The 15,677-nt window shown below is 40.0% G+C and carries 14 protein-coding genes; 9 read left to right on the top strand and 5 right to left on the bottom strand.

From position 1 onward, the window contains the following. Positions 1-49: 49 nt before the first annotated feature. On the bottom strand, positions 50-1,024 hold the full coding sequence (locus PCIT_RS15245; RefSeq protein ID WP_238348032.1) for a GlxA family transcriptional regulator: 975 nt from the start codon (positions 1,022-1,024) through the stop codon (positions 50-52). Between the two features lie 136 nt (positions 1,025-1,160). On the opposite strand from PCIT_RS15245, the gene PCIT_RS15240 reads away from it, so the two are divergent. From PCIT_RS15240 to PCIT_RS15225, 4 genes are all read left to right on the top strand, one after another. Beyond that, positions 1,161-3,533: an efflux RND transporter permease subunit gene (locus PCIT_RS15240; RefSeq protein ID WP_010366629.1), complete on the top strand. Its 2,373-nt coding sequence runs from the start codon at positions 1,161-1,163 to the stop codon at positions 3,531-3,533. An 11-nt stretch (positions 3,534-3,544) separates the two neighbouring features. Continuing rightward, entirely contained in the window at positions 3,545-4,333 is a 789-nt protein-coding gene (locus PCIT_RS15235; RefSeq protein WP_010366628.1) for an outer membrane lipoprotein-sorting protein, read from the top strand. Between the two features lie 50 nt (positions 4,334-4,383). Further along, positions 4,384-5,544 (top strand): hypothetical protein, encoded by a 1,161-nt coding sequence (locus PCIT_RS15230; RefSeq protein ID WP_010366627.1) that lies wholly within the window; start codon positions 4,384-4,386, stop codon positions 5,542-5,544. A 130-nt stretch (positions 5,545-5,674) separates the two neighbouring features. Beyond that, the gene (locus tag PCIT_RS15225) at positions 5,675-5,884 is read left to right on the top strand and encodes a hypothetical protein (protein ID WP_010366626.1); all 210 of its coding nucleotides are present in this window, start codon (positions 5,675-5,677) and stop codon (positions 5,882-5,884) included. A 17-nt stretch (positions 5,885-5,901) separates the two neighbouring features. Here the strand turns inward: PCIT_RS15225 and epmB are convergent, their stop codons facing one another. Further along, complete coding sequence (gene epmB / locus PCIT_RS15220; RefSeq protein WP_010366625.1) at positions 5,902-6,915, bottom strand: EF-P beta-lysylation protein EpmB; 1,014 nt, start codon at positions 6,913-6,915, stop codon at positions 5,902-5,904. Between the two features lie 40 nt (positions 6,916-6,955). Between epmB and efp the strand changes: the two genes are divergently transcribed. Both efp and epmA read left to right on the top strand, forming a co-directional pair. Further along, positions 6,956-7,522, top strand: a complete 567-nt coding sequence (gene efp, locus PCIT_RS15215) for an elongation factor P (RefSeq protein ID WP_010366624.1) — start codon at positions 6,956-6,958, stop codon at positions 7,520-7,522. A gap of 68 nt (positions 7,523-7,590) precedes the next feature. Further along, positions 7,591-8,565 carry an elongation factor P--(R)-beta-lysine ligase gene (gene epmA / locus PCIT_RS15210; RefSeq protein WP_010366623.1) on the top strand — a complete coding sequence of 325 codons (975 nt, stop codon included), beginning with the start codon at positions 7,591-7,593 and terminating at the stop codon, positions 8,563-8,565. Between the two features lie 25 nt (positions 8,566-8,590). On the opposite strand, the gene PCIT_RS15205 is transcribed toward epmA, so the two are convergent. From PCIT_RS15205 to PCIT_RS15195, 3 genes are all read right to left on the bottom strand, one after another. Beyond that, on the bottom strand, positions 8,591-9,796 hold the full coding sequence (locus PCIT_RS15205) for a methyl-accepting chemotaxis protein (protein ID WP_010366622.1): 1,206 nt from the start codon (positions 9,794-9,796) through the stop codon (positions 8,591-8,593). Between the two features lie 72 nt (positions 9,797-9,868). Beyond that, positions 9,869-10,561 (bottom strand): glycerophosphodiester phosphodiesterase, encoded by a 693-nt coding sequence (locus PCIT_RS15200; protein WP_010366621.1) that lies wholly within the window; start codon positions 10,559-10,561, stop codon positions 9,869-9,871. Further along, complete coding sequence (locus PCIT_RS15195) at positions 10,561-11,424, bottom strand: DMT family transporter (RefSeq protein WP_010366620.1); 864 nt, start codon at positions 11,422-11,424, stop codon at positions 10,561-10,563. The genes PCIT_RS15200 and PCIT_RS15195 overlap by 1 nt, the downstream gene beginning before the upstream one ends. Positions 11,425-11,541: 117 nt before the next feature. Here PCIT_RS15195 and PCIT_RS15190 point away from each other — a divergent pair, with 117 nt between their 5' ends. The 3 genes from PCIT_RS15190 (at position 11,542) to PCIT_RS15180 (ending at position 15,535) form a co-directional block, all read left to right on the top strand. Beyond that, positions 11,542-12,645, top strand: coding sequence for a sensor histidine kinase (locus tag PCIT_RS15190; protein WP_010366618.1), 1,104 nt, complete (start codon positions 11,542-11,544; stop codon positions 12,643-12,645). Next, positions 12,642-13,244 carry a response regulator transcription factor gene (locus tag PCIT_RS15185; protein WP_010366616.1) on the top strand — a complete coding sequence of 201 codons (603 nt, stop codon included), beginning with the start codon at positions 12,642-12,644 and terminating at the stop codon, positions 13,242-13,244. Before PCIT_RS15190 ends, PCIT_RS15185 begins: the two co-directional genes overlap by 4 nt. Positions 13,245-13,372: 128 nt before the next feature. Beyond that, entirely contained in the window at positions 13,373-15,535 is a 2,163-nt protein-coding gene (locus PCIT_RS15180; RefSeq protein WP_052023338.1) for an ATP-binding response regulator, read from the top strand. The last annotated feature ends 142 nt before the right edge of the window (positions 15,536-15,677 follow it).

Below are 15,677 nucleotides of genomic sequence, written 5' to 3'. Positions count from 1 at the left end.
TAGTGTCTATTTTTCTTGTAAACATATTTTAATCATACAGCATGTTATATCAGTAAAGCATGTCCCTTTGTTTCTCAGATAGTTCATCATGGTCTTTAAACTGGCTTCTGTATTCTTTTGGCGTAAGGCCTGTTATCCGTTTAAATGTGCGTCTAAATTGACTGTCATCGTTATAGCCTAAGTTATCACTTACAACGTTAACTGTCTGTGATGTAAGTACTAATAGTTCACAAGCTCTGTTGATTTTTATTTGCTCGATGAGCTTGAGTACTGTCATATTGAGTAAAGCTTTAACCCTTCTCGCTAAAGTACGTTCAGTAAGGCATAAATGATCTGCAAGGTTTGATACAGATAGCTGAGAAGCCGGAGTCTTATCAACCCAGTGAAAGATTTTCTTCAAAAGAGGCTCATCTAGATACACTAAGTCTAAGTGTCTAAACGGCAGGTAATCTAGGTGTGGGCGGGGTAATACTAAAAACTTGAAGACGTCTCGTGCCACACTCTCTTCGAAGTTATGCTGCATAAGGTTATGGAATATATGTAAATATCCATTGGCGCCCGAGGTTGTTGTATCTCCATCTGCGTGATAAATACACGCTAGATGGTTATTCCACTTCACTTTAGGGAAGCGCACAGCGGCTTGCTCGTTTAACCACCAAGTGATGGTTGCTTTTGTGTTATTTAAGCGCTCAGATTCAGCGTGCAGAGCAACACCAGTACAGTATGACCAAACTTTCGTTTCAGTTGGTAATTCTTTTAGCTCGTTAATTAACCTTCCATAAGTGATTGGTAAGCAGTGAAGGTCTGTGCTGCCCCAAAAACCCGGTAACAAAATACCATCGTACTGATAGTCGTTGATGATGTTATCTACCGTGAGTTTTATATTGTGTGCACATGTGACTTCGGTCTTTTCTAACCCGACCCAAGAAACTTCAAATACAGGCTTGGATAGAAGGCTATTTACCGTTTCTAAAAGGTCTAAAAAGTAAAACAATCCAGCTGGCATACAATGCGGGTATAACAAAAGCCCAATCCTTACCATTGTCAGAAATTGTCCTAATTTGGTCCATTTATGCAATGATACTATGCTTATGTTTTACATACAATTTTCAGTGTGGTGTTAACTTCATGTAATTTCAATCCGATAAGGGAGTTCTATTTTGAACACTGAAAATCAAACGGTGTCTCAGTCTAGCAAAATGAAAAATTTTGTTGGGCTGCTGATACGTTTTCGATATCTGGTTACGCTAATAGTGATAGCCATTTGTATAGCTACTAGCCTTGGGCAAAGTAGGGTAGGCTTTAGTAGCGACTACCGCTATTATTTTGGGTCGCCTTCACCTGTAATAGCAGCGATGGATGAATTGGAAAGTGATTATGCGCTTTCCGATAGTATTTATATTGCTATTAGCCCAAAGTCTGGCGGTAGCGTATTTAATAAAGCCGTATTGTCTGCGGTTATACATGCTACAGAAGAGGCTTGGAAAATACCCCACGCTACAAGAGTTGACTCATTGAGCAACTATCAGAACACAGTTGCCAATGGTGATGACTTAACTGTTGCACACTTATTTAAGTCTGAAAGCGAGTTATTTAGCTCTAATATCGACTACATTCGTCAGGTTGCACTGTCTGAACCCATGTTAGAGAACCGCATTGTCTCTCAAAATGGTGAGCATACAGGTGTAAATGTAGTATTAACACTTCCTGGTAAGTCTCCAATGGAAACTTCTGAATCTGTCACCGCTATTAGGGAATTGGCTAAGCTACTTGAGAGTCAATACCCTGTTGAAGTAAGGTTATCTGGCGTACATATGCTTAATCATGCTTTCGCCGAGATTGGTATGCAAGACATCGTGAATATTATGCCTGTGATGTATATGGTGATGTTAGTAATACTATTTGTATTATTCCGCTCTGTGTTTCAAGTATTAATGACCGTTGCGATAGTACATTTGTCGACTATTACAACAATGGGCATTGTCGGGTGGTTGGGGATCCCACTTACCGCACCTTCATCTATTGCACCGACTATTATTTTGACTTTAGCTGTTGCAGATTCTGTTCATATTATTATGAGTTTTGTTATTGCGAAGCGTCGTGGAGCTAGCAATGCTGAAGCGATTAAAGAGTCTATGTCAGTTAACTTCTTGCCTATTTTATTGACAAGCCTGACTACCATAATTGGCTTTGTAGCGCTTAATTTTGCTGACGCACCTCCTTATCATGATCTCGGAAATATAACCGCAATCGGTGTTTTTATCGCATTTATTCTATCCGTTACATTATTACCTTGTTTATTATATATCCTGCCTAACTGGATCAAGGTAAAAGAAAATGACACTAAATTTTCAGATAAATTATGGGCTCAATTATCTCTATTTATAGAAAGGAAGTATAAGACAGTTATTATTGTTTTCTCTTTATTAACTATAGCATTTGCCATTCCTACCGAAAATTTGAAACTTGATGATAGGTGGGTTGAATACTTTTCACAAAAAACACAATTTAGAAATGATGCGGACTTTGTGCAGAAAAATGTCACCGGTTTATATAGTATTGAATTCAATATTCAGTCTCTTGGTCCTCAAGGAATTAGCCGTGCTGAGTATTTAAATACATTGGATGATTTTGCAAAATACTACCGTGGTTTTGATAACGTTTATAATGTCAGTGCAATAACAGACACAATGAAACGTTTAAACAAAAACCTACATGGCGATGATCCAGAGTTCTATCGTATACCAGAAGATAAAGCGCTGGCAGCGCAATACCTGCTGCTTTATGAAATGTCGCTACCTTATGGTTTAGATTTGACGAACCAGGTTAACTTAGACAAATCTAGCTCAAAAATAGTTATCACGATGAAGGATGTTTCTACTAATGAGTTAAGAGAAGCAGCAGCGAAAGGCGAAGCATGGTTACAAACAAATGCGCCTGAATATATGCAAGCTATTGGCTCTGGTGCGACCGTAATTTTTGCGCATCAGTCTGAAGTAAACATTCAAGGGATGGTAACCGGTACATTATTATCGCTTATTATGATCTGTATTGTGGTCTTTATTTCCATGCGAAATATTAAATACGGCCTTATTAGCGTACTGCCTAATGTGCTGCCTGCGGTATTTGCATTTGGTGCTTGGACTTTACTCAAAGGGCAGGCTGGTATGGAGGTTTCAATTGTTGTTTCAGCTACGTTAGGTGTCATTGTCGATAACTGTGTCCATTTTATGAACAAGTACTTGCGTGGAAAAGAGGTATATAATCTCGCTCCAGCGGAAGCAATTAAATATGCTTATCAAAATGTTGGCAATGCCTTGTTATTTACCTCAATTACGTTAATTGCAGGGTATACAGTGCTAACAATGTCTTCTTTCTCCTTGAATAGCTCTCTAGGTTTAATGTCTGCGTTAACCGTTGTTGCTGCACTATTGGTGATTAATATTCTACTACCTTCAATTATTTTATTTGTCGACCGTGCAGAGCAAAGAGTGGCGGATGAAAGATTGGCCAATACGCCACTGGCATCATAAGGAAAAATACTATGCGTAATTTAACAAAGCAATTAGCAGTAACAAGTTTATTGCTCAGCTCGACACTGACGTTTGCACAGACTGACGAAGAAAAAGGTCAACGCCTTGCTCAACTTGCCGATAAAATAAATTCTGGCTGGGTAGATCAAACTGTCGATATTACTATGACATTGCAAAACAAAGCAGGTGAAAAAAATATTCGCAAGGTAAGAAATGAAGCCCTCGAAGTCGAAGGGGACGGGGATAAAAGTATCGTTGTATTTGACACCCCATATGATGTTAAAGGGACGGTAATGTTGTCGTTTAGTCACAAAGTTGGTGACGATGACCAATGGTTGTATTTACCAGCGCTCAAACGTGTAAAGCGAATTTCATCTAGTAACAAGTCAGGGCCTTTTATGGGGAGTGACTTTGCGTATGAAGATATGAGTTCACAAGAAGTTGAAAAGTATACTTACCGATTTATACGTGAAGATAAGTTTAAAGGCCAAGCGGTTAATGTGGTTGAGCGTATTCCTGTTTATGACAATTCAGGGTATTCAAAACAATTGGTGTGGTTAGACGAAAAACGCACTATACCGCTTCAGATTGAGTATTTTGATCGCAAGGGCAGTGCGTTGAAAACTCAGCACTTTAAAGGCTATAAGCTACATAATCAGCGATTTTGGCGTGTTGATGATTTAACGATGATAAATCATCAAAAAGGTACACAAACAACGATCTCGTTTGAAAACTATAGCATCAACCAAGGAGTACGCCTGACGAACTTCGCTCAAGCAAATCTGTCTCGTATTAGGTAAAGCCATTGGCTGAGTGAGAAGTCACTCAGCCATGTTGTAAAGGATTAGATATGAAACTAATGATATTGATGCTGATGGGTGTATGGAGCACATTTACTTGTTATGCCAATGTAGATATTCGGGGAACTGCTAACTTTAGTCAACGACTCTATACAGATGCTCAGCCAGAGCATCATGAGAATCAATCTTTGATCTTTATTGAATCGGAGTTCTATGTACCAATAAACACAAACTGGAGTATGCTTGCTAAACCTTATGCAAGGTATGACAGCTTAGAAGCCGCGAGACATCAATTAGATTTTAAAGAACTGAATGTGAGCTACGTTAAAGGAAACTTTGATGCAAAAGTTGGTGTTAGTGAGGTGTTTTGGGGAGTAACAGAGTCACGGCACTTAGTTGATATCGTAAATCAAACCGATGTATTGAGTAGCATTGATGGTGAGGATAAATTAGGCCAACCAATGGTTCAGCTTAATTGGCTTCACAATAGTGGTGCAATTCAGATGTTTGTGATGCCATATTTTAGAGAGCGCAATTTTGCGAGTAAAGTGCAACGATTACATCCTGATATTGTAATTAGCTCGGAGTCTAAATATGAAGATACTCAGGAAAGTAGCCATACTGACTTTGCGTTTAGAGCAACCAATTCTATAGATAATTGGGAGCTTGCTGTATCTTATTTTAATGGGACTAACCGCACTCCCACGATGATACAAGAAGCTGATCATTATACCCCTTACTATAGCCAACTGCTTCAATACGGGTTTGAAATTCAGGGAGTATTCGGGGCATGGCTCATCAAGAATGAGATAATATACCGTAAAGGGCAATTCGATTGGGCAATAGCACATACTAGTGGTTTTGAATACACACATGCTGGCGTTTTGGGTGACATAGATTTGGGCTATCTTTTTGAGTATAGTTTTGATGATTTAGATGAGCAAAGCCCTTCCAGCTTTCAAAATGACCTGTTTTTTGGAATGAGAGTGGTAATAAATGACATTGCCGGGTCTGAATTTCTTATTGGCGCTGTTACTGACATTGATACCCATCATTGGACTATGTTTAGAGTAGAAGGCAGTACTCGAATTACCCCGGCACTGAGATTAAAAGGTGAGTTATGGGTAGGGGACGAAACCAGACCGAACGATCCTTTTTATAGTGTTAAGCAAGATGATTTCCTTCAATTAAGTATCGAATATTATTTTTAAATTTAAATAAAGCGACTTAATTTGTGACTCGAGTAAGGCTTTTCAGCTTAAATCAGTTAAAATTTGTTCTAAAGATTTAATTTATTTGGCCGATAACTAACGTGATTTATAATTAAGTCAGGTAAAGCTTATGAATATTTCTGGAAATAACCTACCTGCGATGTCTGGTGCAGGTCCAAGTGGCGAGGTTTACAGCGCTTCTTTGGCCAAAAAGCAACAGCAAGCAGATGGGAAAGCTGCCCTTGCTTTAATTGAAGCTGCAGGATCGAGTGCTAGCGCACAAAGCCCTGCAAAATCAACCACAGCAAGTTTAGGAAATAACATTAACGTTTACGTTTAACGTTGCGTTATTGTTTATTAATTCAGCTGTAAATCAATCGGTGTCTTACTTGTTTTGCCACCGATTTCTCTCACTAACTTGGGTATAAGAAAGCCAGGTAATGCGTCTAACATACCCGCGATGATAGTGCGCGCTTGAGATTCTTCAATGTCAAAATGGCTCGCGCCTTCGACCTTATCTAACACGTGTAAGTAGTAGGGTAAAATATCGGCTTCGAAAAGACGTTCGCTTAATGCTACTTGAACTGAACTGGTGTCGTTCACCCCTTTGAGTAACACGCTTTGATTTAACAAAGTGACGTTGGCATTTTTGAGCATTGCCATAGCCTTGATAAAATCATCATCAATTTCGTTCGCATGATTAATATGATTAACGAAAATCACTTTTAAAGGGCTATTAGCAAGACGTTGGCAAAGTTGCTGAGTGATTCGACTCGGGATCACCACCGGTAAGCGGCTGTGTATTCGAATACGCTTTAATTGCGGCAGTTTTTCTAGCTCATCTAAGATCCATTCAATGGCGTCATCTTTTGCCATGAGTGGGTCGCCACCACTGAAAATCACTTCATTGATTTGTGGATGTGCTTTGAGGTAGTCAATGCTTTCAATCAAGGAGCGTTTATTTAATTGGTTTTCTTGATAGGGGAAGTGACGTCTAAAACAGTAGCGACAATTCACTGCACAGCCGGTTTTCAGCATCAGTAAAATACGCGAACGGTATTTATGTAATAAGCCTGGTTGTGCACTGTCTTGTTCATCTAAAGGGTCTTTATTAAAGCCCGCTTTGGCTAAAAATTCTTTATGAAGAGGCATGACTTGGAGCAATAAAGGATCGTTAGGATCGCCATATTGCATTTTTTTTATAAAGGGTAATGGCACTCGTACTGGAAATAAACGTCTAGCTTGTAGGTCACTTTCATTAAAATAGGCCTCCAAACCTAGCATTTTTACTAGTGTTTCTGGGCTTGTGACGACATTTGCCAATTCTTTTTGCCAGTTGCTCTGCAAATTTACTTCATTTGTTTGTATCATTAGCAAGTTTACTACTCGAAAAAGACAGTTAGAGGATACGATGGCGAATTATAGCACCAACGAGTTCAAGGGCGGCTTAAAAATTATGTTAGATGGTGAACCATGTGCCATCTTAGAAAATGAAATGGTTAAACCTGGTAAAGGTCAGGCGTTTAACCGTGTTAAGATCCGTAAATTGATTTCAGGTAAAGTATTAGAAAAAACCTTTAAATCTGGCGATTCAGTGGAAGGTGCTGATGTAATGGATACTGATCTTGCGTATCTTTATACAGATGGTGAGTTTTGGCATTTCATGAACAATGAGACATTTGAGCAAATCGCAGCTGATGAGAAAGCGGTGGGCGAAAATGTGAAGTGGTTAGTAGAAAATGATGTATGTACGATTACATTGTGGAACGGTAGCCCCATAGCTGTAGCACCACCAAATTTTGTAGAGCTTGAGATCACTGAAACTGATCCAGGCCTGAAAGGTGATACAGCGGGTACAGGTGGTAAACCTGCAACGCTAATTACTGGCGCTGTGGTACGTGTACCGCTGTTCGTGCAAATTGGTGAAGTAATTAAAGTTGATACGCGTACTTCTGAATACCAAGGTCGTGTGAAGTAATACACTGAGTTAATATTAAAAATCCCAGCTTTGACTGGGATTTTTTGTGGCTGTAATAAGGAGGGATTATGTCTGAACAATTGTGGATGCCAAGCGCAAAGGTAGCAACATTGCGTCAGCGGGCAATGATTTTACAAAAAATAAGGGCTTTCTTTGCCGAGCGTGACGTGATGGAAGTTGAAACACCGAGCTTATGTGCCGCGAGCGTAACCGATGCACATTTAGCCACTTTTTCGACTGAGTACATTGGCCCAGGAAATAGTGCTGGCTTGCCTTTGTATCTGCAAACCTCCCCGGAATTTGCTATGAAACGTTTATTGGCTGCCGGTAGTGGTGCGATTTATCAAATTGCGAAAGCATTTCGTAATGAAGAATCGGGAAAGCATCATAACCCTGAATTTACCATGCTGGAGTGGTATCGGCCAGACTTTGACGAGTTTGCATTAATGACTGAAATGAATGAGTTAATGGTACATATTCTCGACTGTCAGCCATGTACCTCTATTTCATATCAACAAGTATTCATGGATGTGTTGGCGATTGATCCATTGTCAGTCGGTTTAGATGAACTCAAAGTGGAGGCTGCTAAATATGGATATGGTGATATTGCGGCGGTAGAAACACAGCGAGATACCTTGTTACAGTTATTATTTTGTATGGAAATAGAACCTAAAATAGGTCAACAAGCTCCCTGTTTTGTTTATCATTTTCCAGCTTCACAAGCTGCCCTAGCACAGCTGTGTGCAGACGATAAAAGAGTCGCAGGACGTTTTGAGTTGTATTATAAAGGCATGGAGCTGGCGAATGGTTTTAATGAGCTCACAGATGCGACTGAGCAAGCGACGCGTTTTACACAAGATAACCACTTAAGAGTCGAGATGGGGTTAAGCCCCGTTGATATAGACAAGCATTTTCTCGATGCCCTTGATTATGGTTTACCTGCATGTTCAGGAGTGGCGTTAGGCATTGATAGGCTTATTATGTTGGCCACTGGTAAAAGTACAATTAAAGACGTGATTGCATTTGATATAGCGCGCGCATAGCGTTATATCTTGTTTGTACAAATACTTAAACGAAGCGCTTCAGTTCATCTTGTGTAGTTTCAGTTAATCTTTGCGCTTGTTGACAATGTTCGACGGCATCATCTATTTGCGCTTTAGATTGCTGGCCCAGTTCTACGATTTGCTGCACAGTTTGATGCGTATTATTTTGTGTGGCTTCTAATTGGTGTACGGCACTTACGATGTCTTCTAATTGCGCTTGGTTACGCTCAAACTCTCGGCTCATATCAGTAAACCCTTGAGATGTGCTATTGATGGCTTGTTCGGCACCTTTAGAGTGATCAATCAGTAGTTCAGACTCTTGGTTTGTTTCACCCACGAGGGTATTCATTTGATTGATAAAATCACTAATTTGACGGGTTGCTTCGTTGACTTTAACTGATAAACTTCTAACTTCGTCGGCCACAACGGCAAAGCCGCGACCTGCTTCTCCTGCTCTTGCTGCTTCAATCGCGGCATTCAAGGCCAATAGGTTTGTTTGATCTGAAAACTCTTCTACCATTTTTAAAATACTACGAATATTTTCACTGTTTTCTTTTAACCCTGAAACGGTAGTCGAGAACTTACCAAGCAATGTGGTGATTTGCTTTACTTCATCGACCAGTTTTGTCAGTGACGACGAAGAGGCTTTGACAAAATGCAAGCTCTCAGTATTGGCTTGATATACTCGATCTGTATTGCCAACAATACTTTGTAGACTGTGTGTGACTTGATCGCTGGCGGCAATAATCGAGTCGCTAATATGCAATTGTTGTGCACCAAACTCCGCGGTTTGCTGCATTGATTGTGTCACATCTTGGTTACTGTTTGCGGCGGTTTGCGCGCTGTCATATGTACTGGCAAGAAGCTTACTTAAATTACTGGTGAACGTATTGTATTGCTCGCTCAGTTCTCTAAATTCATCGTAAGTAAAGTGGGGTAATTTAGCATTGAGATCGCCATCTTGACGGTTTATTTGTTTTAGCGCATCACGCATTGCTCTGACAGGTCTGACAATTAAAAATCGCATATAAAATAACGTAAAAATAAAGCCCGCGACGGCACCCAATGCCATAAGCCAAAACCAGCCTAAGCCTTGCTCTTTTTCGCTTAACTCCGCATACAACCAAAATAAAGTGAGTAACTGAAATGAAAATACAAAGCTTAAGTTGCCAAATATTTTGCGAGATAAAGTAAAGAAAAAAGATTGTTCAATTTGATTATATAGACTCATGAATATACTCATTTTAGGCTCTTCACTGTGCCATTTTCTTTAATCATAGAACACTGTGAATTATTTATTCGTTTAACGCGATAAAATCATTTTTGCATAACATGGAAAGTTAGTGAAAATGCCATCAACGCCAAGCTGATGCATGTCTTCTATGTCTTGCTGCTTATCGACCGTATAGGCATAAACCTTTAAACCTCTTTGCTTTGCGTCATGTATATATTTATGATTTATAAAGTTTTTATCAATATGCACACTGTAGGCATTTAATTGCTGAGCAAATTGCGCATACTGCAGTGGAATGGACGCTGTTAATGCGCCTATTTTAATCCAAGGCAATTGTTGTTTTAACCATAGCAACTGGTGGTGGTCAAAAGATGAGATAAGTAATTGCTCAGGAGACAAGGTAGCATCATGAATATTCTGTTCAATGCATGTAACGAACTTATCTAAACTAAATGTATGCTTGAGCTCAAGGTTTATCAGAGTGTGTTGACCCACAGCGGTTAATGCTTGTTGTAAACTGGGGATGTGCTGTCCATTGCCGGCATCAAAAGACTGTACTTTTTCAAGGGAGGAGGTATTGACTTTACCTTGGCCATTGGTGGTACGGTCCAGCCAAGTATCATGAATAATGACAAAGTCATCTTGGCAACTTTGTACATCCAATTCTATACCATCGACCTGAGCTTGAAGAGCGGCATCAATTGCACTTAAGGTGTTTTCAGGATAATTACCACTGGCACCACGGTGAGCAAATATATGCATTAGGCTTTATTCCTTGTAACAGACCAAGTTTCAAAAAACGCAGTACTAACAACAAGTAACCCCCCTATTAAGGTCACTATACTGGGTTGTTCTGCCAATAGCATAAAGGCCAATAGAGTTGCATACAAGGGCTGTAAGCAAGAAATTAACCCCGCAGTCGTCGCTGACAAGTTTCGTAAACTACTGGCAAAAAGTGCATGGGGTAACGCTGTAAAGACGATACCCGCAAGTAAGATCAAACCAAGGTGAGATTGCGTAAGAGCGCTGGGGGGGACGGTAACAAAAGCACATAGCATGAGACTGGCTACGAGTGTTTGATACAGCATGGTTTGAGGGCCACCATAATGGGAAAAATATCTTTTTTGCAGTAAATTTCGCAGCGAAAATAAAGCGCCAGAACTCACACCCGTTATGATGCCTAATGTAACTTGGTTGCCTAAATTGGCCTCTGGTATGAGTAGGTATATACCAGTGAGTACGACAACGGCGCATATTATATCTTTTCGTTTTAATTTTTTTTGCGTGAAAAAGGGTTCTAAAAAGACCGTTATGACTGGATAGGTGAAAAAAGCGATAATGCCAATGGCTATTCCTGCCATTTGCATCCCCGCAAAATAGGTCACCCAATGCAAGCCAACAACAACACCTAATAAAATAGCAATTAAATAGTCTTTTGAGGCCTGTAAGGCAATTTTCTTTCGTTGTAATGTTAGCAAGATCATAAGTGCGACGAATGCCACTGCGGTTCGGTATACGGTAATGTCTAATGCTGATAAATCGATAAGTTTTGAAAAAAGTGCGGTACCACCAAATAATAAAACGGCGATATGTAAATATAGCAAAGAAGTTTGTTCGGCTCGCATGTGATGGCCTACATTTTTTATTTAGTTTAACACTAACCTTGTGACCTTTGTCACTAAATGTTTGTTGCTATTTTTGCTATCTTTGCTTGTCTGTACCTCAAGGTTAATTTTACACATATGGCAACACACTCCGTGAGCAAACATTTAGCACTGGCTGAACAGCACAAAATTCTAAGAAGCATTGGGCCATTGATTTTTTCGCTATTTTACTTTTTTCCGATGTTTAGTCTTTGGGGTGTGCTTAGTTTGCATGACTTAGGTTTACAGGTGGCTATCTTTATATGTTTTATAGCCTTGTACTGTGTTGCGGTGTTTAAACAAGGCCGTGATGTCACGCTTACCATTATTTTGATGCTTATAGTGACATCCGTGGGGTCCTTGGTAACGCCTGGAACCAGCACTTTGTTTGGCTATATCGCGCCGTTATGTGGCTTTAATTACCGCCGTCCGTATAGTTTTTTCATGTTAGGTACTATGTTGTTTATCATGTACCTCAGTAGCCAATTTTTGATCACGAGCAACCCACTTTACTTTTGGGCACCTGCGTTACTCATTAGTATTGGCTTATTTAGTTTTGGTGTATTTGAGCGTCAAGAGCGTTTACATCAAATTGCACACCATATGAGTCAAGAAAAATTAGAGCAACTTGCTGCCATTGCTGAACGAGAGCGAATTGCTCGGGATTTGCATGACACGCTTGGGCACTCGTTATCTTCTATTGCATTAAAAGCAGAATTAGCCAGTAAATTGCATGATGCAGGACTACAGCAAAAAGCCGTCTCAGAATCGCAGCAGGTGGCTGAGCTTGCAAGAGATTTATTAAGTGAAGTACGCGAAGCTGTCTCTGGATTAAAACAGGTGGGGTTGTATGCACAAATCAATTTACTCGAGCAGCGGTTAATGGATGCGCAGTTTAACGTCGAGCAACAGCTAGATAATGTCGATTTAAAAGCAGAATATGAAAGCACGCTATGTTTTATCGCGAAGGAGCTCGTGACGAATATTTTGCGCCATAGTGACGGTAAAAATGTATCAATTAAATTGAGTCAACAAGAGACTTTATCTATGCGTATTTTTGATGATGGCAAGGTTGATAAGTTTAATTTGGGCAATGGGTTAATTGGTTTGAAAGAACGTGTTGAAGCGCTTGGGGCTACCGTGATGATTGATACGAAAGTTGGGTTTGCCGTAACAGTCGAGTTTGTCGAGGAAGCTTTATGATTAAAGTGATGGTAGTAGAAGATCAGGCATTAGTCAGAGGGGCCATTAGTGCCTTACTAAGCTTAGACCGTGATATTGAAGTCGTAGCAGAGGCTGCTGATGGGCGTCAGGCGAAGGAGCTATTACTATCAGTCCAGCCTGATATTGTGTTAACAGATATAGAGATGCCAATTATGACGGGGTTAGAGTTGTTAGAGTATACCTCACAGACACACCCCCAGTGTAAAACAGTAATAATGACTACTTTTTCGCGTGCCGGATATATTCGCCGAGCTTTAGCTGGGGGAGCTAAAGGTTTTGTTTTAAAAGAGGCCCCAAGTGAGTATCTCATTAGCACGCTAAAACAGGTTATCTGTGGCAAAAAAGTGATAGACCCTGAATTGGCATTATCAGCGCTTGATGATTGTGACCCATTAACAAACAAAGAAAGACAGGCGCTTCGCTTGGCTGGCGAGGGCTATAAAACGGCAGAAATTGCAAAAGCTTTATACTTAAGTGAAGGAACCATAAGAAATTATTTATCAGAAGCTATTGCAAAGTTAAATGCCAGTAACCGTGTGGATGCCGCGCGCATCGCCAAGCAAAAAGGCTGGTTATAATTACGTTGCTGCTCTTTTGGAAAGGGCGAATGTTAACCATAGTGTTGTTTCTTTTAACAAAAAACACTTTTTATTGGAACGGTTTTTGATAGTATAGTCATCCTAAATCATTATTATATAAGTTAGCGATGTTAGAACCAAGACTACTCTTGCCTGTATTAGCACTGACCACATCTGTCTGTGGGGTGTTTATGCTATTGAATTGGTTGATTCATCGAACACTTGCCGGCACCAAGCAGTGGATGTGGTTTGTTGCCTGTGTATCCATAGCCTGTATATTAATTTCACAACCGAAGTTAAGTGATTTTTGGCGTATTTTTGTTGCGAATCAGTTCATCTTAGTCGGCCTTATATTTTTAGCGTTTGGAACCGAACGTTTTTTTCAAATAAAATCAAAGTATTGGCCATGGATAATATTATCGTGTGTACACGTTATCGGGTATATTTGGTTTACTTTTTATGATCCTCATTTCATTGTTCGAGTCTTTTTAAATTACTCTATTTGGGCCTTTTCATTAGGGCTGTGTATTCGAGCTGTTCTGCAAAGCTCGGTAAGTGAATTGACTGAAGCAACAATTGCCCGTTATAGCTTTATTCTTGCGTGTTTAGGTATGCTGAGTATCTTTACGTTACGGTTATTTATGCTGGGGGACTACCAGGCATCCGACAGTCTATTTACGAACAATTTGAGTAATCAAATTTTTACTATTGCAGTTATCGCGATCCCCTTATTATTATGCTTCTCATTGAGTCTACTCTGCAGTGGGCGACGTGCAGAGCAAGTTGAGCAAACAAAGCAAAACGCTGAACAGGCATCACGACTAAAAGGCCGCTATTTAACGCTGCTTAGTCATGAGCTAAGAACGCCATTAAACGCGATTGTGGGCCATGCAGAAATGTTGAAAAGTATTCCAAGGGAGCCCAAAAGACATGCTGAATTGTGCGACATAATTACAGGCGCTGCGATGTCTTTGTCTGATTTGGCTAACCAAGTATTGTTGCAAGCTAAAGGGGAAACAAAGCCTCAAGAGCTCAGTGCGGTAAATATAAATAGTTTATGCAAAGAATTGATCGATCTACTTACTCCTTTGGCTGATCAAAAGAAACTTGATATCAAGTTAGACAACACTACATTACGTGTGCAAGATTGTTTGGTGGATAAAGAGTCACTGACCCTTATTTTGAAAAACCTATTGTCTAATGCGATTAAATATACACCCGATGGCAATATTATTGTGACCGTTAAGTCTGAAAATGTAGGGAGTCATTATCATAGCGTCCAATTTTACGTATCAGATACGGGCGTTGGCTTAAATGATGATGATTTGGTGAACATATTTGAGCCTTTTGTCACAGTGGCGTCGGAGCAAAGTGTTGCACAGGGAGCTGGATTAGGGCTGTCATTGTGCAAACAGCTGGTCGAAAACATGAAAGGGGAACTGCGAGTTCGCAGTCAAGTGGGGCGTGGCACAGAATTCTTTTTTGAATTATTGCTTGAAGAAACAAAGCCCAGCCCTAAGGTTCAGCCTACTGTGCGTTATACCCACCATCAGCAAGGGGTGCTGGCCTGTAATATATTGGTCGTTGAAGATAACGCCTTAAATCGAGAAGTATTAAAGCATTACTTAGAAGAGTTGGGTGCAACGTTCGAATTTGCTCATGATTTAGCACAAGCAACAAGCAAAGTAACAAAGCGCGCATTTGATATTATTTTGCTTGATATGCACTTGCCTGATGGCCATGGTTTATCATGGTTTTCTGACGAGCTAAGTGCAATGACCTTAGAAAGTTCGCCAACGGTTATAGCACTTACCGGAGATGCTGATGAAACCGCTCAGCAAACGTACTTACGCCATGGTATTACGTATTGTATTAGTAAGCCCGTATCACCAAAAACGCTTGCGGCAGTGTTAGAGCAAGTATGCGCTGCACAAAGTACGCAAATACTTGATGAGCAATTAGTTAATGAAGATGTTTTACGCAGGTTGAGCATGTCATTAGATGGCAAGTTCTTAACAACGAAGTTAATGTATTTGTCTGATACATATGATTATGAGTTTGCGCAATTACAGGGCTTGGCAGATATAAAAGCAAATGACATTTTGCATGAAAAGTTACAACAGCTCGCACAAGAAAGTGATTTATTAGGTATGACGGCCTTAAGTAATGAGTTGAAGTTAGCGAGTGAACAGCTTAATCAAGGACAACCAATTCAATGGCAGTCGTTACATCATTTTGCAAAAGATAGCGTGGTCGTCTTACAAGCAATTCATTCAAAAGTGGTAGCATAAATAATATACTCACGCCTTAAGTAGGGCTTTTATTCTAAAGCCTTCCTCTTTTCTTGAAAATATCCCCAGAAACGCAAAATTACACTGGATTACAGTACCTGAAATCAATAAAATCTACGCCGTTTTTCGTACTTTAAATTGA

The sequence above is a fragment of the Pseudoalteromonas citrea genome, assembly GCF_000238375.3.
GTDB lineage: Bacteria > Pseudomonadota > Gammaproteobacteria > Enterobacterales > Alteromonadaceae > Pseudoalteromonas > Pseudoalteromonas citrea.
This window is presented reverse-complemented; position numbering and strand designations above follow the sequence as displayed.